Genomic DNA, 25,752 nt, shown 5'->3' on the forward strand with positions numbered 1-25,752 from the left:
GCCAGGCTCCGGGCGCCCATGCTGCGTGGCGTGCGGTCATCCGGGGCGCTTGTCCCTGGCCGGTGCCTTCCGCCGTGATGACGGACGGCGTCTCGGCCAGGGTCGCGATCAACGGAAAACGGGGATTCTGCTGTGAACATTCGATCGATTCGGGTAGGTTTGATCTCTCTTGCGGCACTACTTGCAGCGGGTGCTGCGGCCGCAGGCCTTCAAGCTGACGTCCTTACCAGTGCTGCCCGGGTCACGCCGCTGGCCTTGCGTAGTCCGCTGGTTAACATCACCAGCGTCGGCCCACGTATCGTCGGCGTGGGCCCGCGCGGGCACATTCTGATCTCTGCTGATGGCGGCAAGCTGTGGCGTCAGGCGAACGTGCCGGTTCGTGCCGATCTCACCGCCGTACGGATGCTTGACGCACGCCAAGGATGGGCCGTAGGGCACGATGGGGTGGTCCTGCGAACCGAAAACGGCGGTGCCGACTGGATTAAGGTGCTGGACGGACGTTCCGTGCGCCCCCTTCTGGAACAGAGCTACCAAGCGCGTGCTGAAGCAGGCGATGCGGAGGCGGTTCGCATCAAGGGCGAGATCGATCGTCTAATGGCCCAGTCGGCCAGCTCTAACGTGATGCCCAACCCCTTTCTCGATGTCATCTTCAGCGACGCCCGTGAAGGTTTCGTGGTGGGGGCCTTCGGGCTAGTCCTGCGTACCCGCGATGGAGGCAAGAGCTGGGAGCCGTGGATAGAGCGGGCCGACAACGATCGCCGCCTGCACTTCTACGCTGCCGCCAGCAATGGCAGCACGTTTTTCTTCGCTGGCGAACAGGGCCTGCTGTGTCGCCTGGACAAGGGCGCCGAGCGCTTCACGGCAATTCCGACGCCTTACAACGGCACCTTCTTCGGCGTATATGCTGCCCGCGGGCTGCTCGTCGCCCATGGCCTGCGTGGCAATGCGTGGGCAAGTGAAGACGACGGCGCGACCTGGCGCAAGATCGAGACTGGCGTCGAGGCCAGCATCATTGCCGCATTGCCTGCAGGCGGTGCACGTTTGATCCTGGTCTCCCAGGCCGGGCACGTATTTTCCACCACGGATGGCGGCCGGACCCTGGCGGCATTGCAGGTGCCCCGTCAAGGCGAAGTGCTTGCCGCCGCGCTGGTGGGCGACAAGCAGCTGGCGCTGACGCGTCATGGCGGTGTCAGCGTGCTTACGCTGCCCGCCGCTCAGTGATTTTCCAGCCAACAACAACGACAAGAGACAACCATGGCCGGCCATAAAGAGAACAGCGCAATGCCCGTGGTCCGGGATGTGGCCGATTTTGATCGGCGGTCCGGGAACATCCTCGAGCGTTTCATTTTCAATAACCGGGTGATCTTTCTGGTGGCCTGCCTGATTGCCACCCTGCTGCTCGGGTTTGCGGCTACCCGCATCCACGTCAACGCCAGTTTCGAACGGATGATCCCGATCGGCAGTCCCTACATCCTGAACTATCTGGAGAACAAGAAGGAGCTGCCGGGGCTGGGCAACACGATTCGTATCGTCGTGGAGAACAAGACTGGCGACATCTACGACCCCGCGTACCTGGAGGTACTGCGCAAGGTCAATGACACCCTCTACCTGATCCCCGGCGTTGATCGTTCGTGGATGAAATCCCTGTGGATGCCCATCGTCCGCTGGCGGGAGGTAACCGAAGACGGGATTACCGGCGGGGCCGTGATGCCCGCCAACTACGATGGCACGCCGGCGACAGTCGAGGCCCTGCGTACTAACGTGGCCCGTGCCGGCATCGTCGGAAAGTTGGTGTCCAACGATCTGCGCTCGAGCATGATCGTCACCCCCATGCTGGATGTGAATCCCCAGACCGGCGAGCCACTGAGCTACGGCGCCTTTGCCGATGACCTGGAGCAGAAGATTCGTGCCTTCGAGAGCGACAAGGTCGGCATTCACATCGTCGGTTTTGCCAAGGTAGTCGGCGACCTGATCGCCGGGCTGCGCGAGGTGATGATGTTCTTCGCCGTGTCGGTTGCCGTGGCGGCTGTCTTTGTCTACCTCTACACCCGCTGCCTACGCAGCACCGTGCTGCTGGTGACGGTGGCTGTCATCGGCGTGGTATGGTTGCTCGGCCTCATGCAGTTGCTGGGCTACGAACTCGACCCGTATTCAATACTGGTGCCTTTCCTGATCTTCGCAATCGGCCTGTCCCACGGTGCCCAGAAGATGAACGGCATTATCCAGGACATCGGCCGTGGCACCCATAAATACGTGGCGGCCCGCTACACCTTCCGGCGCCTGTTCATGGCCGGCCTGACTGCGCTGCTGGCCAACATCGTCGGCTTTGCGGTGCTGGTCATCATTGACATTCCCGTGATTCGTGATCTGGCGATCACCACCTGCGTCGGCGTCTCGGTGCTGGTGTTCACCAAGCTGGTTCTGATCCCCGTGACCCTGTCCTACATCGGCGTCAGCGAATCGGCCGCTCGTCGGGCCGTGGAGGAAGAGTCGGGCACGCAGGCGCCGCGCACCGTGATCGGCCGCCTGTGGGCGCGGCTCGACGTGCTGACAGAGCACAGGTGGGCTATCGGCATGATCGCCGTGGCCGTTTTGATCACTGCCGTCAGCACCGTGGTGATGAAGGATCTGCGCATCGGCGACCTGGATTCCGGCGCCCCCGAATTGCGCCCCGAGTCCCGCTACAATCAGGACAACGCCTACATCACCGCCAACTACGGCCTGTCCAGCGACCAGTTCGTGGTCATCATGAAGACAGGGGCAGAGGGCTGCCGACTGTATGACTCGCTACGCCAGATGGACGATCTGGCCTGGGCATTGCGCCAGGATCCGGGCGTGCAGACCACTACCTCGCTGGCCGAATCCGTCCGTTCGGTATCGTCGGCAATGTTCGAAGGTAGCCCAAAGTGGCTGGCCCTGAGCCGCAACCAGGCAATCATCGATGCATCGGTGTCAGCCGCGATGATTGCGACCCCGGACATCACCAACCAAGGCTGCTCCGTGACGCCGCTGGTGGCCTACCTGGCCGACCACAAGGCCGACACCCTGAGCCGGGTGCTGAAGATCGCCGAGGACTTCAAGCTGCAGCAGGCCGCTCCGGGCAGTTCCGGGCAGCCCGTCGAATTCCTGCTCGCAGCGGGTAGCGCTGGCATCGAGGCCGCCACCAACATCGAAGTTCAGAAGAGCATCGTCACCATGTATCTGGCGGTGTACGGGGCCACGGCGCTGTTGTGCCTGATCACCTTCAGGAGCATTCGCGCCACCATCGTCGCGCTGATTCCACTGGTGATGACCACTATCATCTGCAAGGCGCTGATGGTGTGGCTGGGTATCGGCCTGAAGGTTGCCACCCTGCCGGTGATCGCCGTCGGTGTCGGGGTAGGGGTCGATTACGCCCTCTACCTGCTATCAGTGCAGATCGCCGTGCAGCGCCGCGGTGACACCCTGCGCATGGCTTACCGACGCTCGCTGGATTTCACCGGCAAGGTCGTCGCCCTGGTGGGCATGACGATGGCCGCGGGGGTGATCACCTGGGCCTGGTCGCCAATCAAGTTCCAGGCCGACATGGGCATCCTGCTGACCTTCATGTTCCTGTGGAACATGCTCGGTGCCTTGGTCCTGATCCCGGCCCTGTCGCATTTCCTGCTCAACCCGAAGCCCCGGGTCGCCGCCCTGGCCACTGCCTGAGGCGCGTCGCCCAGACCTCACAACCCAATTACCGATAAGCACGCCGACCGGCCGGATTCGTTCCGGCCAGGGACCGGTGCGCGCAATTTGAAGGAGACAAAAGCAATGTTCGACCTGTTGATGAGCGCCGACATGATGGTTCCGGATCCCGATGCAATGGCGGATCTGCTGGTCAAGAAGCTGGGCATCCATTCCCACCCGAACTGGCGCCAGGCCTTCGACAATCACCCCTACATCGCCCACTTCCTGCGGGTGCACAAATCCCTGGCGGTGTCGCCGACACGGGTCGAACCCCAGTGGCACCTGGATCGCCCGAACCCCGGCGACCCGCTGTTCCACGACTTCCTCGAAAGCCTGATGGCGTACCAGGGCCCGCATCGCCCGATGCTGACGCACTCCATTGTGCTGGCCTGCCAAGGCCCCAAGTTTGATGCCTTGGTCGACAAGCTGATGCGCCGCCGCCTGCCGTTCCGCATGGCCCAGCGCACCCCGGAGATGCCCTTCGACCGCCTGTGGCTTGGCGTAACGCCGGAAGATCCGCACTACCGCCCTGTGGTAGACGGCGGCTTATGCATCGAGGTGATGCCGATGGAACCCCTGCAGATGCCCGCCGACACCTTTGCGACACCGGCGCCGCAGCCGCGCGATCAGAAGCCGGGTGACATGGTTCGCGTGACTGCCCGCGGCTTTCTGGTACGCGATCTGGACCACACCCTGCGCTGCTGCTCTAGCAACCTCGACTGGGAGCCCGTCGGCGAAGTCGAGGCTTTGCACCGGGAGGGCTATCGCCGCGCCACCATGGGCCTGACCCTGCAGAACAGTGCTTCCCTCGATGTGATCGAGGCGACCCGCTGGGATAGCGAGGCTGGACTCTATCTGAACAGCTGGGGTCCTGGCCCGTACTACATCCGGATTGCGGTGAACGGCCTCGCCGCGAAGGCAGAAGACCTGCGTGCCCGCGGTGTGAAATTCACCTGGGTGCAGGAGTCGGAAGCGGTTGGCGGCGGTTCGCTGATCAAGATCGACCCTGCCGAACTGAACGGCCAAGTCTTCGAATTCGAGGAGTGCTGAAATGGGCAAAGCAACTCCAGTGGTTACAGCCGTGACGGAGGTGATCAACCCCGCCGTCACTCTGGTGCGGGAAGGCGGGATTGGCTGGGTGGTGCTTAACCGGCCGGGGCAGATCAATGCCATCAACGACGACATCCGCTGTGGGGTGCCGACGGCCCTGGCGACCCTCGATGCTGATCCGCAGATCCGAGTGATCGTCTTGCGCGGCGAAGGCTCGCGTGGCTTTTGCGCCGGGGCCGACATCAAGGAGTCACGGGGCCCTGAGTCATCAATCGAGGTGCGCCGGCGTATGGAGCGGGCGCGCTGGATCGAGGCCCTCGACAGGATCGAGAAACCTGTCATTGCCGCGCTCCACGGCTACTGCATGGGCGGCGGGATGGAGTTGGCACTGGCGTGCGACATCCGCTTCGCCGCACCGCAAGCCATTTTTGCGCTACCCGAGACCGGCCTTGGCCTGATTCCGGGCGGCGGTGGCACACAGCGTTTGGTCCGGGTGATCGGGCCGGGGAGGGCGATGGATGCACTGCTCACCGGCGAGCGCTATACCGCCGAACAAGCGCGAACCATTGGCCTGATAACACGTATCGCGAGCAGCGACGAAACGCTGCTGGAGGAAGTCGCCGAGTTCGCCAAGCGCATCGCCGTGAAGCCGCCGCTAGCCACTCTCTACGCGAAGCGGGCGGCCCGGGCGGCGCTGGATTTGGACCTGAAGAAAGGCCTCGACCTGGAACTGGATCTGTTTGCGATGCTGGCCCCGACATCGGACGTCAAGGAGGCCGCCCAGGCCTTCCGCGAAAAACGCGAACCCCGTTTCTCCGGCCGCTAAGGCCCGAGCGTATTTATCACAACAGGATTGGACGGAGAGCAGCCATGACAAGAAAACTTGAGGGGCGTATAGCAATCATTACCGGTGCAGGCGGTGGGCTCGGCGCTGAGTGCGCTCGCGTGCTGGCTTCCCACGGAGCCGGGGTCGCGGTGGTGGACGTCAACGGTGCAGCAGCCGCAGCCATGGCCGAGAATATCCGGGAGAGCGGAGGCAAAGCGATTGGCATCAGCACCGACGTGTCGCAGGAGGCCGACGTCAAGGCGATGGTCGAGGCCGTTGTGGCCCACTTCGGGCGCATCGACGTGCTGCACAACAACGCGGCCATCCTCAACGTCGAGCAACGCCAAAAGGATCGGGATGTCATCAATATGGACGTGGACGCCTGGGACCGGGCAATGGCGGTGAATCTGCGCGGCGCCATGTTGTGCTGCAAGCACGCCATTCCTGAGATGCTCAAGATCGGTCGCGGATCGGTGATTTTCGCAACCTCCGGCCTCGGTGCCCAGGGCGACGTGACCCTGTCGGCCTACGCTGCTTCCAAGGCAGGGCTGATGATGCTGGCCAAGTCCATTGCAGCCCAGTATGGCAAGCAGGGCGTGCGTTCCAACGCGCTGCAGATCGGCCTCGCACCGGCAGAAAACGCCCACGAGACGATGCCCGCCGCGCTACTCGACATCATCCGCGAGAACCACCTGACACCAGAGCTGGGCACCCCGCGGCAGATAGCTGACGTGGTGGCCTTTCTGGCTTCGGATGAGTCGTCCTTCATTACCGGTACGACTATCGTCGCCGATGGGGGGTTTGGGAGCCATACGCCGTCGATGGTGGGCATGAAAGCGTTGTTCGCCCAATCCGGCAGCAACAAGATGTAAGGGGGAGCCATGCGTGCAGCTGTGATTACAGAACGGGGTGCGGCCCCGGTCATCCGCGATTTTCCGGCCCCCTCGGCTCGTGAGGGGTGCATTCTGATAGACGTGGACACCGCTGGTCTGGGCGGCTGGGACGTGCTCGGAGCCTATCGCTTGGGAGTGGAATACCCCTGCGTGATTCGTGGTGAAGGTGTCGGCCGGGCGCCGGACGGACGTCGGGTGTACTTCGGCGAACGCTCGGTGCTGCCCTACGGAGCCTGGGCCGAGCAAACGCTGGTCCCGGCCGACGAGGTATGGGATGTACCCAACGACGTGGACGACCGGACAGCAATTTCGATGGGCATCGCTGCCACCGGCGCGCTGGTTCCGCTGGAACAGGCCAACATGAAGCCAGGCGAGAGTGTATTGATCCTCGGGGCCACCGGCACCCTCGGTCAAATCGCCCTGCAACTGGCTCGCCACCTGGGCGCCGGCCGGGTAGTGGCTGCGGCCCGCAACGGCGCGGCGCTGGCCCGACTGGCCGAACGCGGCATCGCCGATGCGACGGTTCAGCTTGGTGGTGGCAACGACGTGGCGGCCCTCAAGGCTGCCTCCGGTGATGGCTTCGACGTGGTGCTCGATCTGGTGTGTGGCCAGCCCATGCTGAACGCTCTCAAGGCCACCCGCTGGGGAGCACGCATTCTGACTATTGGGACAGGCGCGGGCCGACAGGTGAATCTCGATATCGCCGATTTGTTGTTCCGAACGCTGTCTTGCGTGGGTACCGGCCAACGTCCACCGGCCGATCGCCGTGCAATTTGGGAGCGTCTGCTGCGCATTGCCCTTGAAGAGAACATCGTCGTCGACTACGTGGATTATAGCCTCGACCAGGCCGCTGATGCCTGGGCCGCTCAGGTAGATGGTCCGCACGCCAAGATCACGGCCCGCATCCACGGTTGATCAACACAATCCCAGGGCGCAGGGAGATGGGTGATGGTCAGTGGTGGGCGGTCTCACTTACAGAAGCAGTGGGCAATAACAAGCCCCTCTCGGTGGTGTGCGAAGGAGAGGAGCTGGTGCTGTTCCGCAACGCAGCCGGCAGGGCTTTTGCGCTGGAGGATCGCTGCCCTCATCGGCGAGTGCCGTTGTCGCCCGGCGTACTCACGCCGGGCGGGCTGCAGTGTCCGTATCACGGGTGGACCTTCGACGGTGCCAGCGGGGTATGCAGGGAGATCCCGAACCTCCATGCGGACGAGCGTGTGCCGAGCCGCCATGCGGCCAGGGCTTTTCTGGTGGCCGAGGCCGACGGCTTCATCCACGTCTGGCGTGGGAGCGGCGCACCCACTGGTGTGCTGCCGAGCGCGGCCTACCGGCCGATTGGCCGCGAGTACAGCGGTTCTGCGGTGGTCAACATAGTCCACGGCACCTATCTGGAAACCATGCTCGACGGCCCGGAGTGCCTGTTGGCGTTTCCTGGCGTGACAATCACCGACTTCTTCCTCGGCGACCCCCGGCGAGAGGGCGAGCATCTAGTCCTCGATCGCGGCGGCGTGTGGAAAGGTAAGGGTATCGGCCCGGCGTTTGTGCGGGATCATCCGCTGGTGCTGCGGACCCGGGTGCCGTTGGCCGGTGGCGCGATTTTCGTCGAGCTACTGACGGCTGCCGAGGTGCCCCTGGTTACGATATTTATTGCTTCGACGGCCAACCGGCGTGGAACCACCAGCCTCAACTGGCGAGGCTTCCGGCACGCTCATCATGCCCCCGGCGCGCCCTTTGCTTGGCGGCTTCGGAGAACTGCCGGACGGGCGCCATTTGAAGTCTTGCCGGAGGTAAAGGGCAAGTCGATAGCTGCCCTGCGGGTTGCCCCGTCCCTTGAACTGGCCACAAGTCGAATGCGGCAGGGAGCAGAATGCAGAGGAGAGCACAATGAGTGACATTGCGATTGCCGAAGTGGGTGCCGCCGACGGTAGCGAAAACTCGCGCCAAGCCGACTGGGTACCAATCCATTTCGACCTGCGCGACACCTGGTTTCCAGTGGCCTTCAGCGCCGATATCGGCACTCAGGCTGTGCGTCGCATCGTCCATGCCCAGCCCTATTACCTGTGGCGGGACAGGGGCCGGCTCCGTGCCGCCGAGTTTCGCCCGGACCAGCTTGAACCGTTACGCCGTTCGGCCACCGCTTTTACCGGCGGCACCGGCCACTATCCGGTCACCGAGCGTTACGGCTACGTGTGGGCTTGGTATGGCAACTCGGACAACGCCGACCTGGCGCTGAATCCCTGCATCCCCTTCCTGCCGGTTGATGGGAGCAAGATTCCCCGTTACACCCAGCGCACAGTGCGCTTCGATGCGGCCTCGCCGCTGTCGGTGGAAAACCTGATCGACCTGACCCATGCGGACTTCCTGCACGCCAACGCCATCGGTGACGGACGCTGCGAGTCGGACATCGTCGAGGTGCAATCGACCTCGGAGACAGTTACCCGTACCCGTATCGTCACCCGCAAGTCGGTGGCGCCGGTGATGCGCTGGATCGGTGGGGTGCGCGCCAAGTACCAGGACCTGCGGGCGGTACTGCACGTGCATTTGCGCAATAATCTGGCCATCTCCTATCCCAGCTTCAGTTCTGGTTACGCAATTCCTAACGTGCAGCCCTTCGTGCCGGTCGGGCGTCACCGTTCGCGGGTGGACCAGACCAACTATACGGTAGCCGCACCAGCCCCGTTCCGTTGGCTGATGCCGCGTATTTCCTACGTGATCCAGCCTCAGGATAACGCCGTGCTGCGCCCGCAGAACGAGCGCTACTTCGACGCCGACGGGCGGCGGGACTTGAGCTCCCGCTTCGATGCCCCCGGTAACCGCTATCGGCTACTGATGAGGCGCCTTGCCGAACGGCAGCGTCAGGGGGATTTCAGCTACGCGGCCGACGCCAACCCGAGTGCCGATATTTCTGTTGTGCTCGGCATGAATGGCTGAGCTTCTGTCGCCGCGGCATCCTTCCCGGGCGGGCTATCTCGGTACCACGGTGATTCTGGCCGGGTTGGCCATGGTCGGACCGTTCTCGATCAATACCTATCTGCCGTCCTTTGGCGAGATGGCGGTGGTGCTGGGCACCGACCGGACCGCCCTTCAGCAGACGGTGTCGATCTACTTTGCGTCTTTCGCCTTCATGGCTCTGTGGCACGGATCGATTTCCGATTCGCTGGGGCGCCGCCGGGTGGTGCTGGTGGGGCTCGCCGTGTATGCACTGGCCTCCGTCGGCTGCGCTCTGGCCACCTGTGTCGAGCAGTTGTGGGTGTTGCGCGCCTTCCAGGGCTTCTCGGCGGGGGCCGGCATTGTGATCGGCCGTGCCGTAGTGCGTGATCTGCACGAGGGGCCGCGCGCCCAGCGCATGATGTCGCATGTGGTGATGATGTTCGGGTTGGCGCCGGCGATCGCACCGCTGGTAGGGGGCTGGCTGCAGGCGGCCTTTGGCTGGCGTTCGGTGTTTGTTTTTTTGTGCCTGCTGGCCCTCAGCCTCTTTATGGCAGTGGCCGTGCGGCTGCCCGAGACGCTACCACCGAATAAACGCCAGCCTTTCAATCCTTCTGCGCTGGCGCGGGGCTACGTGGGGGTCTTCGGTAGCCTGTCTTTCATGACCTGGGCACTGGCCTACGCGTGCATGTTCGGTGGCTTTTTCTTGTATGTGCTGTCGGCGCCGGTGTTCCTGATGCAGCACCTGGGCCTCGGCGAGACGGACTTCCTGTGGCTGTTCGGCCCGGCTACCGGGGGGCTGATGCTGGGTTCGGCCCTGGCCGGACGGGTTGCCCAGCGGTGGTCGCTGCCCACGACTCTCAAGTGCGCTTTTTTGATCATGGCGTGCGCTATGTGCTACGACATCGTGGTGTGCCTCTTTGCCCCTGCCGGTGTCGCCTGGTACGTGATCCACATCTTCGTATTCAATCTGGGCATGTCACTGGCCATCCCGACGCTGACCGTACGGGGGCTTGATTGCGTGCCGGAGCGTCGGGGCATGGCGTCATCGGTGCAGTTATTCGTACAGACGGCCTTCAATGCACTCATCGCTGCCGTGCTTGCGCCTTTGTTGTGGGGCTCACTGCTGAACCTCGCACTTGGAGCCGCCGGTTTATGCCTGTGTGCCGGGCTCGGTGTGCTGCTGGCAGCGCGACTCTCCAGATGAGGGGCGTTTCGCCAGCAGCGCTGGATGAATCGAATCAGGCCTTGGCAATCTTGCCCTCAGCTAACCTTTTCGCCTGCCAATAGCCTTTGAACAGAATCAGCGGCATGCGTAGCAGCGTTCGCCAGCTGAGCAGCTTGATGGCCTGCCAGCAGTCCTCCGGCTTGATGAGGATCACTGTGGACATCGAGCCCATGACCTTGCCTTTCATGACGAGATTGTCGCCATCCCGCTGGATCGATTTGACTTCCATCATCTCGACCCCCTCCCTGCTGAACATCTTCATGGTCTGGCTGCTCCTTGCTGGTTAGGCGTCGACCAGCTTGTCGAAGTCCATGTTGAACTCCTCCATCAGCACTCGGGCCACGTTACGGCCCGATGATGCGGTGACGCCTCCTCCGGGGTGGGTACTGGCGCCGGCCATGTAGAGTCCATCCACCGGCGACTTGTACTGGCCGTAGCCTGGGGCTGGGCGGTTGCCGCCGATCTGCCAGTTGTAGGATCCGAAGTGCAGGATGTCGGCACCAATCATGGCATTGTTGTGGCGTTCGATGTCCAACGGAGTCATCCACGAGAAGCCGATGATGTTGTCGTCGTCCATATTGGTGGTGAGCTTGCGCAGGTCATCGAGGAAGCCGTGGGCAACCTCCTTGCCGATCTCGTCCCACTTCTGCGGGCCACCCTTGACGTTGTAGGGGGCGAAGGCGTACATGTTGAGCACACGCTTACCGTCCGGAGCACGGGTTTTGTCGTATACGTCCTGCATGACGTAGGCGATGAAGTCGCGGCGGGGGATTCCGTACTCGAGGTCGGAGAAGGCGCGGGCGAAGTCTTCCCAATTGGAGTGGGAACGCTCGACCCAGAAGAAGTCATCTACCGCCGGGCCAACCTTGTACTGGGGTGCCTCGTGCAACGCCAGGTGGAGGTTGAAGGGCTGGAAGCTGTTGTGCTTGAGACCGCGGATACGTGGCTCGAAGCCCTCCGGCAGGCTAGCGCCGGGCACCATATGGGGAAAGACCTGCTTGACGTGCATCGTCGAGATGACCGCACGACTGGCAATGATCTCCTCGCCGGATTCCAGCACCACGCCGGTGGCCTTGCCACCTTCCATGCGCATCTGCTTCACCGGGGCCGACGTACGCACCACGCCGCCATGGGATTCGAAGCATGCACGCAGGGCATCAGCGAAGGCGCCTGAGCCGCCGACCGGAATGCCCACGCCATAGCGGTGCATGAAGGGCAGGATGATGTAAAACCCGAAGCCGGTCCCGTTGTTGAACGGGTTCATCATGGCTTCAGAGGCGTAGCGGGCGAGGGCGATCTTGACCTTGTCGTTTTCGAACCATTCGCAGATGAAGTCCCATGCACTCATGGCCTGGGTGCGCATTAGCTCTTGGCCGACGACACTCTGCTCCATCATCACGGCCTGGGTACTGGCGCTGGGGGGCGAATGGAACATGCCCATCACCATCATGTCGAGGTTCTGGAACACCTGATGGTTGAAGCGCCGATAGGCTTCGGCATCCTTGGCCGAGAACTTGGCGATGGCCTGGCAGGTACGTTCCAGGTCAGTATAGAACTCGAGGGTGGTGCCGTCGTCGTAAAAGATGGCGGTCATCTTGTCCGGGTTGATGTATTTCAGCCCGAACTTCGATTTGAGTTCCAGTTCGTCGTTGCGCAGCAGCGGGTTGGCCTGCAGCAGGGTGTGAGCCACCGAGCAGACGTCGTGTTTGAAGCCCGGCACGGTCAGTTCGCGGGTCATCACGCCGCCACCGACCTTGTCGTTCTTCTCTACAACGCACACCTTGAGGCCTGCCTTTTGCAGGTAGCAGGCCGCCACCAGCCCGTTGTGGCCGCCACCGGCCACGACGATGTCGAATTTTTCGCTCATGATGGGGAATCTCCCGAGTCAATTCGTTGGCGCAAGCCGGCCCCTGCCACGGCTGGACGCCGATGGCATGAAGGGGCCTGCGGCTTGCGGAGGTGGGGCTTAGAGCGCCGTTTCGGCGTCGGCCTGCTTGAACATGGCGTTGATATCGCCCGAGGTGACCGGCTTGCCGGTTTCACGCTTCGGCGCGGCACCGCCCATGCCGAGGGCAGGGGCTGTGTTCACTCCCTTAGCCTGGGCCTGGGCGCGCAGAGCACCGACGGTGCAGTTTTCGCGGCCGAGCAACTGGAAGGGGTTGTAGTTGAATTCGCGCATCACGTTCAGGTGAGTGACCTTGTTGATGGTCTCGTCCGACAGGTGCTTGAAGCTCTCCCACACCACTTCCGGGGAGTTGGGCCAAGTGCAGTCCGAGTGGGGATAGTCGCATTCCCAGCCGACCATGTCCTCGCCGATGTGCTTGAGGTTCTGCAGGCCGAAGTCGTCTTCGATGAAGCAGGTGATGATGTGTTTCTTGAAGACCTCGCTAGGCTTTAGACCGCCGAAGTCAGCGTTGGTCCAGGCCTTGTGATGGCGGTGGGTGAAGTCGGCGCGCTCGAGCAAGTAGGGGATCCAGCCGATTCCGCCCTCCGACAGGGCCATCTTCAGGTTCGGGTACTTCTTCCACATGGGGGCCCAGATCCAGTCGGCCGCCGAATTGGCGATGGAAATCGGCATCGAGGTGATCCAGGCGTCGATGGGCGACAGATCAGAGGCGTGGTCGGCCTTGGCGCCTGTGCCGATGTGGCAGTTGATCACCACACTGTTGTCGGCGCATGCCTTCCACATCGGATCCCAGTACAGGTCGTGGATGGACGGAAAACCGTGCAGGGCAGGGTTGTCGGAGAAGGTGATGGCGTGCACGCCGAGCTTGGCCATGCGGTTGATTTCGGCAGCAGCGGCGACCGGGTCCCACCAGGGTACGATCGCTAGTGGTATGAAGCGGCCGGGGGCCGCGTTGCACCAGTCATGCAGATGCCAGTCGTTATAAGCCTGGATCGCGGCGAGGGCAACTTCCCGGTCCGGGTGGGTCTGGAAGCGCTGGCCAGCAAAGCCGGGGAAGGTCGGGAAGCAGATGGAGCCGAGCACGCCGTTAGCGTTCATGTCGTCCACGCGGGCCTGGATGTCCCAGGTGCCGCGGCGCATGTGCTCGTAGCCCAGAGGCTCCATGCCGTACTCTTCCTTGGGCCTGCCGACCACCGAATTGAGACCCATGTAGCCAGTGGCGCGTCCTTCAAACACCCAGACGTCCCGGCCACCGCGGCTTTCGATATGCGGTTCCCGGCCCTTGAACTTAGCCGGCATGTGGCGGGCAAAGGCGTTTGGGGGTTCGATGGCGTGATCGTCAATACTGACGAGGATGAGGTCTTCGAGTTTCATATCTTGTCTCCTGACCGTCGCCCCTAATGCAGGGGATGGACGGCGTATGTAGTTTTCTTGTTGATCCAGCGATCAGAGAATGATGCCCAGATTGGGAGTGCCAATGACTACCTGGTCAAGCAGGATTTCCCGGCGGGCCAGCTTCAGGCTGCCCTCGACCCGGCGCAGGATGTCGTAGCGCACGCAGGGGATCAGGTCGAAATAGTCGAAGTCGAAGCGGCTGCGGGTGACAAGCAGGTAGCTTTCCACCTTGAATTCGTCGGCCTTGTCGGTCTTGTAGACGCGAACATTGCTGACCATGCGCTTGACACGGGATGGGGGGTCTTCGCCCCAGGCGCTCTTGGTGTCGGTGATGCGCTTGACCCGCATCATCATCGAGCCGTAGCTCTCATGGAGGTGCTGAACGGTGCGAATGTAGGTCTGGTCGAACTGGGCGGTTGACCGGGTGTGACGCAGCGGGGCGTTGTATTCCAGATCCTGGGTTAGCAGTTCGCCCCATTCAGCGAGGCGGAGGTTGTCAAGCATCTCGGCTTCGTCATAGAGAAAGTCGAGGATCTCGTTGTACTCCGGGCTACCGATGGCAAGGCGATTGGCGCGCACGGACGGGGGCAGCGGGGTAGGTTCAAGAAGGTTCTGCAGCATGGATGTCTCCCGAATGTGGTCAGGTTGGATTGGCGTGTCGATCAGCTTTCGGCCGTCATCAGTTCGTGCCAGTACTGCCACCAGCGCCACTGGGTATCGTCCTTGGTGAAGCCATCGCCCACGTCGCCAGGGCCGGGCCAGCCTTCGGGCTTGCCGGTTTCGTACATGGCCTGGTACTTGAGGGTGATGTGCTTGCTCATCGCGCCCTTCGCTGCAATGGTCTGGTGCGGCCAGGTATCGGAGTCGTCCTGCTCGACCATTCCGGAGGTGCCCAGCAGCTGAACGCCGAGACGCAACATGGTTGCCTTAAGTTGAGGCGGGGTATCCTTCTCGGCGAGGATCCAATTTACAAACTCTAACTTGTCCGGCCCCTTGGGTACGTAGGCATGCAGCGCCATTACACCGACCACACCGTCTGGCGTCGGGATGTAGACGAACTCGAACAGCCCGTTGGGAAAGAAGTTGCCGACCTGGGGCGGACGCCAGGTGATTATCTTCAACTGGTCTTCGCTCAGGTTGCGGAGCAGTTCCGGGATCATTTCCTGGGTGACGCCCGGCGGCGGGAGGGCTTCAAGCTTCTCCTTGACCGACAGTTCGGACGGGTCCTTGCCAGTAAGGCGGCGGATTTTCCTGTCCAACTCAATGCATCGCATGGTGTGGGCGTGGGCCGTGTAGACCTCGGATCCGTACATTTCCGGGGTCAGATCGCCACCACCACCTTCGCTGCCCGGCTTGCGGTAGGGGCCAACTTCGGACAACCAGCGGTGCAGGGTCAGAACATGGAAGCCGTCGGAGGCGGACTGCTCGCAAGCGGTCTTCCAGTTGGCCCGAATTGTGAAGCGCTGGGGAGGACCAAGGACTTCCATGCCTTTGTCGGTGCGACACCAGAGTGTGTCGAAATACCATTTGGCATCGCCAAGGAACTCCTCGAAGCTCGGGCCTTCGATGTTCCAGGTGGCGAAGATGAGGCCACCATAAATGGCCACGCGGGCTTTCTTGAGACCCAGTTGCTCCTTGCTCAGCAGTTTGCCGTGCATGGACTCCTTCTCGACAGGGGCGCCGATGAAGTCGCCGTTCGGCTTGAAGGCCCAACCATGGTAGATGCACACATGTGCCGGGGTGTTACCGCAATCGAGGGTCGAGATCTTCATGCCCCGGTGCGGGCAGACGTTCAGGGATACATGTACCCCGTCCTTGTCCCTGGCCACCAGTACGGAGTCCGAGCCGAGGTCACGGATCATAAAGTCCCCAGACTTGGGGATCTCGGTTTCATGACCGAGGAAGACCCAGGTCTTGGCGAAGATCCGCTCCATTTCCAGTTCATAAAGCTCCGGGTCCGACAAGGTCCGCATGGCGACTTCCCGGGTTTCCAGATTGATTAAGTCGGAAATCCGGGTTCCGTCAGCCAGCGTGCGCTCTGAGTTTTTCTGCATTGCTTTGTCCTCCTTTGGGAATCTGCCTTGTTAAAGTAAACACTTTTTGCATTAGTGTTTAACTTATTGCGAGTATCCCCTCCCTCAATCAGGGTTGATTTGACTTAAGTCAAAGAGCCTTGAAGTTGTTCGGAGACTATGAGACGAGCAGAAATGAGCAAACCTCTGCTGGCATCTAGGAGTAACGGCGAGCCACCTTGAAAACAGGCAGGGCCCGCCGTGTAGCGGAAAGTCAGGGCTGATGGACGCTGTTGCGGAGATCCTGCATCCAGTGCAGGCTGGGACCAAAAGAGGGAAGGATGCCGGGCTCAGTCACGAGCATGTGAGGGATGGCCTGCAGGCAGGGGATCAGCGTAGCGACATAACTCGGCTCAATGTTCATATTTCCGAGTTTGAAGGTCCGCTCGTCGCTTCTGTTTGAGACCTTGATGTCGAGGGTCATCCGCATCGACGGGCGACCTTCGATGGTTGCTACATAGTATTGACCAGGCTGGACCCCCTCCGGGAGCATGCCGTTTCCCATCAGCCAGTGGTATTCGATCGTGAACAGTGAATTGCCCCGGGTTTCCTAGACACCCTGTAGCCTCACAACTGAGGCAATTCGGAGGTGTTCATGGAAACGAAGAAGTCGCAGCAACGCTTTACTGAAGAGTTCAAGACCGAGGCGGTCCGTCAGGTAACGGAGCGGGGGCATCCGGTCGCTGAAGTGGCGGCCCGACTGGGCGTCAGCAGCCACAGCCTGTACGCCTGGATCAAACGCTACGGTGTTCCGCCGGCGCAGCGCGCCCAACAGGACAGCCAGAGCGAGGAGATTCGGCGCCTGAAGGCGGAGCTGCGCCGGGTGACTGAGGAGCGAGATATCTTAAAAAAGGCCGCCGCGTACTTTGCCAGGCAGTCCGGGTGAAGTACGCGTTCATTCAGGCCAATGAGGATCATCACCCGGTGCGACGCCTGTGCGCAGTACTGGCCGTCCATCACAGCGGTTACTACGCATGGCGGCGCCAGCCCCTTTCACGACGTAGCCAAGACGACCGACGCGTGAGCGCCCTCGTACATCAATCCTGGCTCGAGAGCGGACGGGTCTATGGCTACCGCAAGGTCTGCAACGACCTGCGTGACTTGGGCGAGCGCTGCGGCAAGCATCGGGTTGCCCGACTGATGCGCCAGGCCGGTTGGAAGTCCCAGACGGGTTATACGCGCAGGCCCGGGTTTCGCGGTGGAAAGCCGGCCGTGGTGGCGCCACCTGAAGCGGGCGTTCGACGTGGCCGCGCCCAACACGGTCTGGGTGACCGACATCACCTACATTCGCACCCACGAGGGTTGGTTGTATCTGTCGGTGGTGCTGGATCTGTTCTCACGGCAGATCGTCGGCTGGTCGATGGGCGAGCGGATGACCCGTGATCTGGCCATCGGCGCCTTGCTGATGGCTGTCTGGCGCCGAAAGCCCGTGCAGGAGGTGCTGGTGCATTCCGACCAGGGCAGCCAGTTCAGCAGCCACGATTGGCAGGACTTCCTCAAGGCCTATCGACTCAAGCCCAGCATGAGCCGGCGTGGGAACTGCCACGACAACGCCGTGGTGGAGAGCTTCTTCCAACTTCTCAAGCGCGAACGGATCAAGCGCCGGATTTACCTGACCCGGGCAGAGGCGCGGGCTGACGTGTTCGATTACATCGAGTTGTTCTACAACCCGAAACGCAGGCACAGTCACAACGACCAGCTCTCGCCAGTCGAGTTTGAACAGCGGTATCTTTTGAGGAACGGGACCGTCTAGGAAACCCGGGGCAATTCAATTCGACAGCATCCGGGAAAGCTCTTGAACCGCGTCATCCTGGACCTTTGAAAGGTTCAGTTCGAACTCTTCACGAACCAACGAAGGGATGACGATACGGAATTTCTGAGCTTGAGCGCGTACCCAGCTGGAGACATCGACGAGTGCTCGTGCGCTCTCTCGGGAGAATTCGCGCCGGACTGGTGCTCGAACAATGTCCAACAGTACACAGGTATCGAGAATGAAGACCCACGGCCGACTAACGTCCTCATCGTCGGTGCTCATCCGTTCTGCTCGGCAAATTTCAACAGGCCTCGTCCGAACTCATATTCAATGGCCAGATCACTTGCACGCTCGAAGGTCCAGCCTCCTTGCTCTATCAGCCATCGCTGCAGCATGTCCGTGTCCAGTTCGCATCGGTCTTGATTGCAGTGCAGAAGAAAAGCAAACCAGCGCTCCCTGTCCAGCGGGTGGGCTGAGCCTGTTCCATGGTTGGCCAGAATGCTGAAGCGCCGCAAGGCGTCCCCTGCCGCGGGGCTGACCCATGCCGTAAAAGGCTTCTGATCATAAGTGAGCTCACATTTGATGCCCAATGCCACAGCAGCAGGTTGTATCGCGCTCGTGGTCAGTTCAACAAGGACTGCGTTGTACTCCTGGACGGACTACTGACTTTTTTCGAGCGGGACGATATTGACGACCTCCGCTTTCTCGCCGTCAGTCAGTATGGCTACCCCGGAAGCGGGTAACCCTCCAGAACCATCCCTCTCGAAAACAAGCAGCGATCTATCGCCGAACATGCGGGTATTTCCTGCTCATTGGCCTTGTCGCGTAGCCAGTGTGCAGGTAAGTGCTCCTTGATCACATCTCCCAAGCGTTCAAGGGCGGGAGAGAGGCCGCGCACCGTCAGTTCCCGAAAAACGAGGAAGGAGCCCAAATCGTTATCCATGTGAATCAATCCCAGGTGGTGTTGGTCGCAGGTTCGTGGAAGCGTGTTTCGAGTCCACAGTGATTGTCATCCGCGATCTGGTACATCGCGTCGATCAGCCCGTAGATCGTTTCATCGAGTACCTCTCTGGATACAAGGGGAATCGCCAGTTCGTACTCGGAGCCGTCCGCGTCGAGACGGCGCATGTTCAAGGGTTCGAAGCAGTGCTGTTCAATGGCTTTGCAGGCGCGGCTCATGCCGCGCGCTGACTCGCTCAGACGGATCAGCGTGAGTTTTACGCGGACAGTGGCAGTCTCGGACGCAAGGCGTGACTCCGCCGGTGCGGCTTTATTTTCAGCAGGCGCCTCCCGCAAGATCAACCCCTTCTCAAAGCGCGCCTGCAGCCCGGAATCCACCGCATCGATGTAACGCATGGCGGACTTGATGTCCTTCCAGCCGACATAGGCCATCAAGTCCTTCACGTCCCAACCGCTGGCCCGGGCCCAACCTGCAAAGCCTCGGCGCAGTGAGTGACTGCTGTAGTCTTCCGATTCTTCGATCCCAGCAGCAGCAAAGATCTCCCGCAGCAGCGGGATCAGGCTTCCCGGATGCAGTCCCGTCGGCGCGAGGTTTCCCCATCGCCCAATCTTCCGAAAGACCTCACCTTCGACGAGTCCCGAGGTTGCGATCCATGTCGAGTATGCGGTCACGGGACAGAGTCTCGACAAGGCCGGACATTGAAAGTGTCGTCCTGCAAATTCCCGATCGCCTTTGCTCCGCGGGAGATAACAGGTCAGGCCTTCGCCAGGGACCACGTCGATATACTCAATGCGCAGACTGGAGAGTTCGTCCGCTCTGAAGCCCCGCCAGAAGCCGATCAGGACCAGCGCTCGATCACGGGTATACCGCAGGAGCGCCCTTCGATCGTCCGATTCTTGGGCAAGGGTTATCCCTCGGTCAAGCCAATCAACAATATGCTGCAGACGGTCAAGTTCGAGGGCTTTGGCCTGCTTCTCCTGGCTGGGATGGAGCGCACGGATGCCCTTGAGAACCTGGCGAATCAGGGGGGCTTTGGTCGGATCAACGAAACCGTGATCGGCATGCCACCGTGCCAGCGCCGCCAAACGCTGGCGCAGCGTGCTGGACGCGAGCTTACCTCCGTAGTCGGCCAGATAGCGGGCGACCGAGTCGGTGGTGGTCGGCAAAAAACCTCCCCATTCGACCTCGAAGTGTCGCAAGGCTGACTCGTAGCTCAGACGGGTGTTTTCCCGCTGGGCGGCCTCAAGGTATTGGTCGAGACGGTTCATCCAGGGAAAGGGTATGACAAATCCACTGCGGAACAAACAGCTCCAGGCCCTGGAGCCGAGATGATCGGCGATCGGCCGAAAGCGCTAGTATGTCCTTTTCCTGATGATGGAAAGGACATGTCGGCGATGCTGACCCACTGGGAACTGGAGCATTATCGACAACTGTACCGCAATCAGATCGACCGGCTTGTCGAGACCTTGACGGTGCGCCTCCTGCCGACCTTCGATTCCGTGCACGCGGAAGTCGAGTCGATTCAACAGGAGGCCTACCGAGCGAGCCGTGAGTGTGCCAACGATGGTAACTGGCTCGATCCGCAAATGGCCCATGAGGCTGCTTTCGAGGCGTCGTTAGCGCATTTCGACATCGTGCTCGATCTGCGCCAAGGGCTTCAGAACATGTTCGTGGTCAGTCTCTATCACCTATTTGAGCAGCAAGTCCGGGCATTCCACGTTCGAGTCCTACGTCAAAAGCCGCTCAAGTTCGGGCCCGATGTGCTCAAAGCGTGGAACAAGACGCTACCGGGTCCGGTCCTGACCACGGACCAGTGTTCTGGCCTAGATGAACTCCGCCTGTTGGTCAATACCATCAAACACGGAGACGGCACGTCGGCCCACGAACTCTATGCGGTGGCGCCCCACCTGTTTTTGGCCGATTGGGAGCAGGATGCACTTGATGACCCGACGGTCATTGTCCACAAGCCGGACATCGGGGCACCGTTCTTCGGCTCAGAGGCCCTTGAAGACGTCCCGGTGCATCTTGATCGTCGCGGGCCGAGCACGCTTCTTGGTTCGGTTCTTGGCCATCTCTTCCGCCCACAGGCTGGTCTCGAAGTGTGTCGATCGCTCGAACACGGCAAACCCGGCTAAGACGAAGAACTAGGTGCTGGAGTCGTGCGGGTGACCCGACTCGTCGAGGTATAAGAGATGGACTGTCGGCCTCATAATAGAAAATGGGCCGCACAGTCGCGACCCGTTGAGAATTGGTAAGCCAAGTGGAACAATCGTCCAACGCACCGTGATCGACAGCGCTCTTGACCTAACCGGTAGTGTACTTCGGGCTCGCCGTCGGCGCAATACATGCCACCATTGCAGCGGGTGGCGATGCCAAAGATGGCTTCGCATGAGTATGAGCTGCTCCTCTCGCCGGCCCCAGACTTGGTCCGGGCTCTCGATCTCAACGAGCTAACAGGGTGATGCAGAACCAAGTGAACGATCCGACCACCCATCTGTCCTAGCCGTATCCCTCAAACCCCAGGCACAGCACCGATGCGCGGCGAAGTCGATCCCCAGTCCTCGATGTTCCACTATTTCTCGGTCGAGTCCCGGATTCCGGCCGATCATCCGCTGCGGCCGGTGAAGAAACTGGCCGATTCGGCGCTGTCGGCCATTTCGGCGGAGCTCGATGGGCTCTACGCCAAGGGCGGCCGACCATCGATTCCACCGGAGCGACTGCTCAAGGCGCAATTGCTGATCGCTTTCTACTCGGTGCGCTCGGATCGGCAGTTCTGCGAGCAACTCGATTACAACCTGCTCTTTCGCTGGTTTCTCGATCTGGACCTGGAATCGGGCGGATTGGATCAGTCCAATTTCAGTCGCCTGCGCGAGCGATTGGTGGAAACAGACATTGCCCGTCGTTTCTTTGATGAGGTGGTGCGCCTGGCCCGCAAGGACAAGCTGCTGTCGTCCGATCACTTCACCGTGGATGGCACCTTGATCGACGCCTGGGCGTCCTTCAAGAGCTTCAAACGCAAGGACGACAACGAACCGCCCAAGCCCGGCGACGGCACCGGCATGGTGGACTTCAAGGGCGAGAAACGCTCCAACGCCACTCACCAGAGCACCACCGATCCTGACGCGAAGCTCATGAGGAAAGGCAATGGCCAGCCGGCCAAGCTCAGCTACGGCGGCCACGCGCTGATGGAGAACCGTAGCGGCCTGTGCGTCGATCTGCTCATCACCGATGCGACGATGGCCGAACACAAAGCGGCTCGCCAGCTGCTCACCCGTGCCCGGCGTCGCCGGATTCATCCCAAGACGTTGGGGGCCGACAAGGGCTACCACGTGAAGGACTTCGTTCAGCATTTGCGTGAGCACAAGATCAAGCCGCATATCGCCCGCATTGAAGGGCGCAAGACACCGGGCCTCGATGGACGGACGACCTGCACCGAGGGCTACAAGGTCAGCCAGCGCAAACGAAAGCGTGTGGAAGAGATCTTCGGCTGGCTGAAGACGGTGGGCGGAATGAGAAAGACCCGTTTCATCGGAGAAGCCCGAACCCAGATCGCGGCTTACTTGTCGGCAGCGGCATACAATCTGCTGCGGATTGCGAAATTGCAGGACGTGGGAAACGCAGCATGAAGCGGAACCCGGAGTTGGGCGAAAACTCATTCCTCGGCCCGCTCGGCGGGCATCAAAACGGAATTGAAAATCCATTTCGGGGAATGAAGTCATGAGACACCGAATGATGAGCGTCAGGCTGGACGTGGGTTCTGAGCTTTTTGCATCGGCCTGCTAACGATTGAGGGGCAGGCCTCCTACACCTAAGTGGACCATCGTTTCCAGGCACGCAAGCAACACGGACGATGCGCAATGGAGCATCGGCAACCCTTTGCGATTCCAACGGCCGCCTACGATCTCCGCTCCGGCACCCGTCAGGTCATCTGCCGTATAGTCCGGAGTGTCGCGTGCAATCCGCCATGCGCGCATCAGGCAAAAACCCCAGCCTGGGTCTGCACAAGTAGACGAGAGACCAGTTCTTGCCCTTCTGTCGTGCCCATGTAGTCCGCCGGCTTCGCCCCTCCCAGTGCAGGAATGGGCTGTTCAAGCCAATCACCGACCCACCTAGCCGCATCGAAGCCTGTCGAATCACCTGAGTCTCCTACCATGATTGCGACTTGACCGATCAAGCGCTCCAGTCCCAGCACGCGTTCCGACTGATCAGTCGAAAGCATCTCGCCTTCACGTATTTTTCGCGCAATGGTGGCTCGCCGCAGGTCAAGGATACGAACAAGACGCTCCTTCGGAACGGACGTCACTTCAACGATCAGGACCACGCGGGTGGCCGGAACCTGTCCCCGAATCGCGCCGACAAATTCGGCCGGGGAGGCTTGGTAGAGACTCTTAGCGTAAGCGAGCACGCCGGTGCGAGCATCAGTGATACCTGCAAGCTTCTTGATCACCCTACCTTGGAATTTCTTCATGGGGTTGATCACCTTGACGCCAGAGGTCGCGCGCGCCTTGGCTTGAGCCGTCTGAACCCTCTTGGGATGTGGTGTCTTCACACTGAATTCCATGATCAAACCCGCTCATTTGAGCTTTTAGTATAGCTCCGATGAGGCAACGCTCCGGGTCCGTCCAGGCTGCGCTTGCCTGCAGCCGAAAAAGCCAAAGAGTCAGTGACGAAGATGCTGCGTGAACGCTCTGCGTCCATAGGGCCAGAGCCCTCTGTACGCCAGAGGCGAGTCCGTTTGCCTCACTGAGGGATTCAACATTGAATAACACCCTATTATTGAATATTATATTTAACGTAAAAGTGAAAATTCAGGCGCCACTTTTAGTATGTACTATCATGATACGTAATACAGTACGAAATTAGAGGCAGACCATGGCCAGGGCAGGCATCTACAAATCCGAGGTGGTGCGAGCACGGGACAAGCTGATCGCCCTCGGTAAGCACCCGTCGATTGATGCCATTCGGGTAGAGCTGGGAAATACGGGGTCACGGACCACCATCAGTCGCCACCTGAAGGAGATCGAGGAGGAGGAAGGTCCGGTCACGGGCAGCAAGGTGGCCGTCAGCGAATCCTTGCTGGATCTGGTGGGACGACTGGCTGAACGCCTCCATGGAGAGGCAAATGCCAGAGTGTCCGAGACCGAGACACAGTACAGCAAACGCCTTCAAGACGCCCAAGCGCAATCAAAGGCCGCCTCTGATGAAGCGGAGTCCTTTCGCCAGCAACTGGAGGAGTGTCAGCTCGCGCTTGTGCGTGAGCGGGAGGCACACAAAGACACGCAAAAGGTGCTGCGCGATGAGACCTTAATCCGCACGCAGCTCGTTCAACAGGTGGCGGATTTTCAAGAGCGTCTGGCGGCCGAGGAAGAGCATCGGCAATCGCTGGAGGAGAAGCACCAGAATTCCCGTGAAGCCCTGGCGCATTTCAGGCAGTCAGTGAAAGAGCAGCGGGATCAGGAGTTACGCCAACATGAACAGCAGGTGGCCTACCTGCAGGGAGAGCTTCGTGTCCAGCAGGAGGCCGGCAACAAAAAGCAGCATGAGCTCATTCACGCTCACCAGGAATGCTCGCGCTTGGCGAACGAATTGGCGGGATCCAGCACCAGCTTGCGTCAGGCAAAGGCAGAGAATCAGTCGCTCAAGAAGGAGCGGGATGAACTCATCTTTGCCCAGCAACGCCTGCATGAGGTCGAGCAGCAGGCTCTTGAGCGCGAAGCGCGCATCGGCGAGCTCGTCGAACGAAATCAGGGCCTCGAAGCCAGTCGCACTGCACTGGAAGAGCGTCTGCAGCAAATGAGTCTGGATCTGGCGACCTCCAAGGCTACCGCAGCGGCTCAGGAGGCGATCATTGTGCGCATTCAGGGAGATGTTGCCGAGCTGGTCACCGAGCGGCGCAAGAAAATGCAAGGGCCACAAGCGCACGGCTCGTGACGCAAAGTGAATGGACCAGTGCAGATGCGACCCGGCCTGGAAGATTTCACTGGCCGTCTTCCAGAGTCCGAGTCGATCGGGTCATCTATGCAGCCGCAGACTCGGCCGCGTCACTTAAAGTGAATTCCCGACAAAGCTCGAATTCGGTGTTGTCCCGATCATTTTGGATGGAGTAGTACCGGTTTCCATTTGCGACATCGTATCGGTGAGACCAGGAGTTCGACGGATCTCTCCAAATCCGAACCAGTGGTTCCATTTTCCAACGCCGTGTGCCATTCAAGTGCGGCGGGCTGACGAGTTGGACGTCGATAACGGTGACGTCATCTTTTCGTTGATCGAGAAACGACAGCAGATCGTGCGAGGGATGGGAGATCAGGATGATCTCCGGGAATTCGCCTTCCGGAGATTTGACCAAGCAATTCAAGTAGAACCATTCATCCAGCGTAACCAAAGTGGCCGCTCTCCAGACATTCATTCCATCACCATAAAACTGGGAGGCAAATGGATGACGGGCGGCGTTATCGGTAAGAAACATCAGACTCTCTCATGGCAGCGAAGAGCCATTCGAACCGGTTATACGGCTCGAATGGCTGGGCGAGGGGATTGGAGCAAACGAGGGGGAACCATCGAATGGAATGTAGATTATATTCCGTGGATTGATAATCCCGCCACCGGCATCGTTCGTCGGTGGTCAAATCTTTCGACGAACTTCGTGCCGACCTTGCCGCCGAGATCAAGCAATCTCGCAAGCGGCTTGGGCTGTCTCAAGAGGCGCTGGCCTTGCAGGCCGAGGTGGATCGGACCTACGTCTCGCAACTGGAGCGCGGGGTCGCCAATCCCTCTCTGCTGATTCTTCATCGGATTTCTGTCGTGCTGGGCGTGGACTTGTCGGTCAGTTTGAGCCGAACAAGTGATGCGTAACCCTTCCGCCACTGCACCACATTCCCTCGTTCCCGTATTCATCGACTGCTAGGCATTGCGGGCATCGCAAAGCCCGTTGCGACGGACCATCAGCTTACTGAGATCGGTGATTCTGCCGTGGCAGGATTTGTGCGCGCCGCCGCTAAAGCGAGGCTTGTGAGGTGGGTGGGGGACTCTGGATGT

At 60.7% G+C, this 25,752-nt stretch carries 25 protein-coding genes and 1 pseudogene; 14 read left to right on the forward strand and 12 right to left on the reverse strand.

Features of this window, described 5'->3' with window-relative positions:
- Nucleotides 1-132: 132 nt before the first annotated feature.
- From AC1PQG_RS12025 to AC1PQG_RS12065, 9 genes are all read left to right on the forward strand, one after another.
- Nucleotides 133-1,221: a WD40/YVTN/BNR-like repeat-containing protein gene (locus AC1PQG_RS12025; RefSeq protein ID WP_481122774.1), complete on the forward strand. Its 1,089-nt coding sequence runs from the start codon at nt 133-135 to the stop codon at nt 1,219-1,221.
- 33 nt (nt 1,222-1,254) lie between these two features.
- On the forward strand, nt 1,255-3,687 hold the full coding sequence (locus tag AC1PQG_RS12030; RefSeq protein WP_481122775.1) for an efflux RND transporter permease subunit: 2,433 nt from the start codon (nt 1,255-1,257) through the stop codon (nt 3,685-3,687).
- A gap of 105 nt (nt 3,688-3,792) precedes the next feature.
- Nucleotides 3,793-4,758, forward strand: coding sequence for a VOC family protein (locus tag AC1PQG_RS12035; protein WP_481122776.1), 966 nt, complete (start codon nt 3,793-3,795; stop codon nt 4,756-4,758).
- Nucleotide 4,759: 1 nt separating this feature from the next.
- Complete coding sequence (locus AC1PQG_RS12040) at nt 4,760-5,584, forward strand: enoyl-CoA hydratase/isomerase family protein (RefSeq protein WP_481122777.1); 825 nt, start codon at nt 4,760-4,762, stop codon at nt 5,582-5,584.
- 44 nt (nt 5,585-5,628) lie between these two features.
- On the forward strand, nt 5,629-6,456 hold the full coding sequence (locus AC1PQG_RS12045) for an SDR family NAD(P)-dependent oxidoreductase (RefSeq protein ID WP_481122778.1): 828 nt from the start codon (nt 5,629-5,631) through the stop codon (nt 6,454-6,456).
- Between the two features lie 102 nt (nt 6,457-6,558).
- The gene (locus AC1PQG_RS12050; protein WP_481122779.1) at nt 6,559-7,392 is read left to right on the forward strand and encodes a zinc-binding dehydrogenase; all 834 of its coding nucleotides are present in this window, start codon (nt 6,559-6,561) and stop codon (nt 7,390-7,392) included.
- Entirely contained in the window at nt 7,389-8,366 is a 978-nt protein-coding gene (locus tag AC1PQG_RS12055) for a Rieske 2Fe-2S domain-containing protein (protein WP_481122780.1), read from the forward strand. The genes AC1PQG_RS12050 and AC1PQG_RS12055 overlap by 4 nt, the downstream gene beginning before the upstream one ends.
- Nucleotides 8,359-9,405, forward strand: coding sequence for an oxygenase (locus AC1PQG_RS12060; protein ID WP_481122781.1), 1,047 nt, complete (start codon nt 8,359-8,361; stop codon nt 9,403-9,405). Before AC1PQG_RS12055 ends, AC1PQG_RS12060 begins: the two co-directional genes overlap by 8 nt.
- Nucleotides 9,398-10,609 (forward strand): multidrug effflux MFS transporter, encoded by a 1,212-nt coding sequence (locus AC1PQG_RS12065; RefSeq protein ID WP_481122782.1) that lies wholly within the window; start codon nt 9,398-9,400, stop codon nt 10,607-10,609. Before AC1PQG_RS12060 ends, AC1PQG_RS12065 begins: the two co-directional genes overlap by 8 nt.
- A 34-nt stretch (nt 10,610-10,643) precedes the next feature.
- Here the strand turns inward: AC1PQG_RS12065 and AC1PQG_RS12070 are convergent, their stop codons facing one another.
- From AC1PQG_RS12070 to AC1PQG_RS12095, 6 genes are all read right to left on the reverse strand, one after another.
- The gene (locus AC1PQG_RS12070) at nt 10,644-10,892 is read right to left on the reverse strand and encodes a hypothetical protein (RefSeq protein ID WP_481122783.1); all 249 of its coding nucleotides are present in this window, start codon (nt 10,890-10,892) and stop codon (nt 10,644-10,646) included.
- Between the two features lie 21 nt (nt 10,893-10,913).
- Nucleotides 10,914-12,497, reverse strand: coding sequence for a phytoene desaturase family protein (locus tag AC1PQG_RS12075; protein WP_481122784.1), 1,584 nt, complete (start codon nt 12,495-12,497; stop codon nt 10,914-10,916).
- 99 nt (nt 12,498-12,596) lie between these two features.
- Entirely contained in the window at nt 12,597-13,910 is a 1,314-nt protein-coding gene (locus AC1PQG_RS12080) for an amidohydrolase family protein (protein ID WP_481122785.1), read from the reverse strand.
- A 72-nt stretch (nt 13,911-13,982) separates the two neighbouring features.
- Complete coding sequence (locus tag AC1PQG_RS12085) at nt 13,983-14,552, reverse strand: aromatic-ring-hydroxylating dioxygenase subunit beta (protein ID WP_481122786.1); 570 nt, start codon at nt 14,550-14,552, stop codon at nt 13,983-13,985.
- Nucleotides 14,553-14,593: 41 nt separating this feature from the next.
- Entirely contained in the window at nt 14,594-15,985 is a 1,392-nt protein-coding gene (locus AC1PQG_RS12090; protein WP_481122787.1) for an aromatic ring-hydroxylating dioxygenase subunit alpha, read from the reverse strand.
- A 232-nt stretch (nt 15,986-16,217) separates the two neighbouring features.
- A complete protein-coding gene (locus AC1PQG_RS12095) occupies nt 16,218-16,427 on the reverse strand; it encodes a hypothetical protein (RefSeq protein ID WP_481122788.1) in 210 nt (69 codons plus the stop codon).
- Nucleotides 16,428-16,598: 171 nt separating this feature from the next.
- Between AC1PQG_RS12095 and AC1PQG_RS12100 the strand changes: the two are divergent.
- Nucleotides 16,599-17,756: pseudogene (locus AC1PQG_RS12100) on the forward strand (IS3 family transposase).
- Between the two features lie 15 nt (nt 17,757-17,771).
- Here the strand turns inward: AC1PQG_RS12100 and AC1PQG_RS12105 are convergent.
- The 3 genes from AC1PQG_RS12105 to AC1PQG_RS12115 form a co-directional block, all read right to left on the reverse strand.
- Nucleotides 17,772-18,038, reverse strand: coding sequence for a hypothetical protein (locus tag AC1PQG_RS12105; protein WP_481122789.1), 267 nt, complete (start codon nt 18,036-18,038; stop codon nt 17,772-17,774).
- A complete protein-coding gene (locus tag AC1PQG_RS12110; protein ID WP_481122790.1) occupies nt 18,035-18,271 on the reverse strand; it encodes a hypothetical protein in 237 nt (78 codons plus the stop codon). The genes AC1PQG_RS12105 and AC1PQG_RS12110 overlap by 4 nt, the downstream gene beginning before the upstream one ends.
- A gap of 433 nt (nt 18,272-18,704) precedes the next feature.
- Nucleotides 18,705-19,985 (reverse strand): site-specific integrase, encoded by a 1,281-nt coding sequence (locus AC1PQG_RS12115; RefSeq protein WP_481122791.1) that lies wholly within the window; start codon nt 19,983-19,985, stop codon nt 18,705-18,707.
- A 117-nt stretch (nt 19,986-20,102) separates the two neighbouring features.
- Here AC1PQG_RS12115 and AC1PQG_RS12120 point away from each other — a divergent pair, with 117 nt between their 5' ends.
- Together AC1PQG_RS12120 and AC1PQG_RS12125 are read left to right on the forward strand one after the other, a co-directional pair.
- Nucleotides 20,103-20,852 (forward strand): hypothetical protein, encoded by a 750-nt coding sequence (locus tag AC1PQG_RS12120; RefSeq protein WP_481122792.1) that lies wholly within the window; start codon nt 20,103-20,105, stop codon nt 20,850-20,852.
- A gap of 399 nt (nt 20,853-21,251) precedes the next feature.
- The gene (locus tag AC1PQG_RS12125; protein WP_481122793.1) at nt 21,252-22,343 is read left to right on the forward strand and encodes an IS5 family transposase; all 1,092 of its coding nucleotides are present in this window, start codon (nt 21,252-21,254) and stop codon (nt 22,341-22,343) included.
- Nucleotides 22,344-22,496: 153 nt separating this feature from the next.
- On the opposite strand, the gene AC1PQG_RS12130 is transcribed toward AC1PQG_RS12125, so the two are convergent.
- Complete coding sequence (locus AC1PQG_RS12130; protein ID WP_481122794.1) at nt 22,497-22,691, reverse strand: RES family NAD+ phosphorylase; 195 nt, start codon at nt 22,689-22,691, stop codon at nt 22,497-22,499.
- Entirely contained in the window at nt 22,691-23,278 is a 588-nt protein-coding gene (locus AC1PQG_RS12135) for an antitoxin Xre/MbcA/ParS toxin-binding domain-containing protein (RefSeq protein WP_481122795.1), read from the reverse strand. Before AC1PQG_RS12135 ends, AC1PQG_RS12130 begins: the two co-directional genes overlap by 1 nt.
- Before the next feature lie 311 nt (nt 23,279-23,589).
- Between AC1PQG_RS12135 and AC1PQG_RS12140 the strand changes: the two genes are divergently transcribed.
- Complete coding sequence (locus AC1PQG_RS12140; RefSeq protein WP_481122796.1) at nt 23,590-24,648, forward strand: DNA-binding protein; 1,059 nt, start codon at nt 23,590-23,592, stop codon at nt 24,646-24,648.
- Between the two features lie 85 nt (nt 24,649-24,733).
- Here AC1PQG_RS12140 and AC1PQG_RS12145 read toward each other — a convergent pair whose 3' ends face one another.
- Nucleotides 24,734-25,183 carry a hypothetical protein gene (locus AC1PQG_RS12145; protein ID WP_481122797.1) on the reverse strand — a complete coding sequence of 150 codons (450 nt, stop codon included), beginning with the start codon at nt 25,181-25,183 and terminating at the stop codon, nt 24,734-24,736.
- Between the two features lie 152 nt (nt 25,184-25,335).
- Between AC1PQG_RS12145 and AC1PQG_RS12150 the strand changes: the two genes are divergently transcribed.
- Nucleotides 25,336-25,569, forward strand: a complete 234-nt coding sequence (locus AC1PQG_RS12150) for a helix-turn-helix domain-containing protein (RefSeq protein WP_079436153.1) — start codon at nt 25,336-25,338, stop codon at nt 25,567-25,569.
- Nucleotides 25,570-25,752: the final 183 nt, after the last annotated feature.

It is taken from the genome of Zoogloea sp. GDB6 (assembly GCF_056724105.1).

Coding starts and splice junctions, on each gene's coding strand:
- AC1PQG_RS12130 (WP_481122794.1), bottom strand. CDS start 22,691: ATGCGCGCATGGCGGATTGCACGCGACACTCCGGACTATACGGCAGAT.
- AC1PQG_RS12115 (WP_481122791.1), bottom strand. CDS start 19,985: ATGAACCGTCTCGACCAATACCTTGAGGCCGCCCAGCGGGAAAACACC.
- AC1PQG_RS12060 (WP_481122781.1), top strand. CDS start 8,359: ATGAGTGACATTGCGATTGCCGAAGTGGGTGCCGCCGACGGTAGCGAA.
- AC1PQG_RS12035 (WP_481122776.1), top strand. CDS start 3,793: ATGTTCGACCTGTTGATGAGCGCCGACATGATGGTTCCGGATCCCGAT.
- AC1PQG_RS12105 (WP_481122789.1), bottom strand. CDS start 18,038: ATGAGCACCGACGATGAGGACGTTAGTCGGCCGTGGGTCTTCATTCTC.
- AC1PQG_RS12075 (WP_481122784.1), bottom strand. CDS start 12,497: ATGAGCGAAAAATTCGACATCGTCGTGGCCGGTGGCGGCCACAACGGG.
- AC1PQG_RS12145 (WP_481122797.1), bottom strand. CDS start 25,183: ATGTTTCTTACCGATAACGCCGCCCGTCATCCATTTGCCTCCCAGTTT.
- AC1PQG_RS12040 (WP_481122777.1), top strand. CDS start 4,760: ATGGGCAAAGCAACTCCAGTGGTTACAGCCGTGACGGAGGTGATCAAC.
- AC1PQG_RS12135 (WP_481122795.1), bottom strand. CDS start 23,278: ATGGAATTCAGTGTGAAGACACCACATCCCAAGAGGGTTCAGACGGCT.
- AC1PQG_RS12095 (WP_481122788.1), bottom strand. CDS start 16,427: ATGACCCTCGACATCAAGGTCTCAAACAGAAGCGACGAGCGGACCTTC.
- AC1PQG_RS12080 (WP_481122785.1), bottom strand. CDS start 13,910: ATGAAACTCGAAGACCTCATCCTCGTCAGTATTGACGATCACGCCATC.
- AC1PQG_RS12030 (WP_481122775.1), top strand. CDS start 1,255: ATGGCCGGCCATAAAGAGAACAGCGCAATGCCCGTGGTCCGGGATGTG.
- AC1PQG_RS12140 (WP_481122796.1), top strand. CDS start 23,590: ATGGCCAGGGCAGGCATCTACAAATCCGAGGTGGTGCGAGCACGGGAC.
- AC1PQG_RS12045 (WP_481122778.1), top strand. CDS start 5,629: ATGACAAGAAAACTTGAGGGGCGTATAGCAATCATTACCGGTGCAGGC.
- AC1PQG_RS12065 (WP_481122782.1), top strand. CDS start 9,398: ATGGCTGAGCTTCTGTCGCCGCGGCATCCTTCCCGGGCGGGCTATCTC.
- AC1PQG_RS12085 (WP_481122786.1), bottom strand. CDS start 14,552: ATGCTGCAGAACCTTCTTGAACCTACCCCGCTGCCCCCGTCCGTGCGC.
- AC1PQG_RS12070 (WP_481122783.1), bottom strand. CDS start 10,892: ATGAAGATGTTCAGCAGGGAGGGGGTCGAGATGATGGAAGTCAAATCG.
- AC1PQG_RS12120 (WP_481122792.1), top strand. CDS start 20,103: ATGTCGGCGATGCTGACCCACTGGGAACTGGAGCATTATCGACAACTG.
- AC1PQG_RS12125 (WP_481122793.1), top strand. CDS start 21,252: ATGCGCGGCGAAGTCGATCCCCAGTCCTCGATGTTCCACTATTTCTCG.
- AC1PQG_RS12090 (WP_481122787.1), bottom strand. CDS start 15,985: ATGCAGAAAAACTCAGAGCGCACGCTGGCTGACGGAACCCGGATTTCC.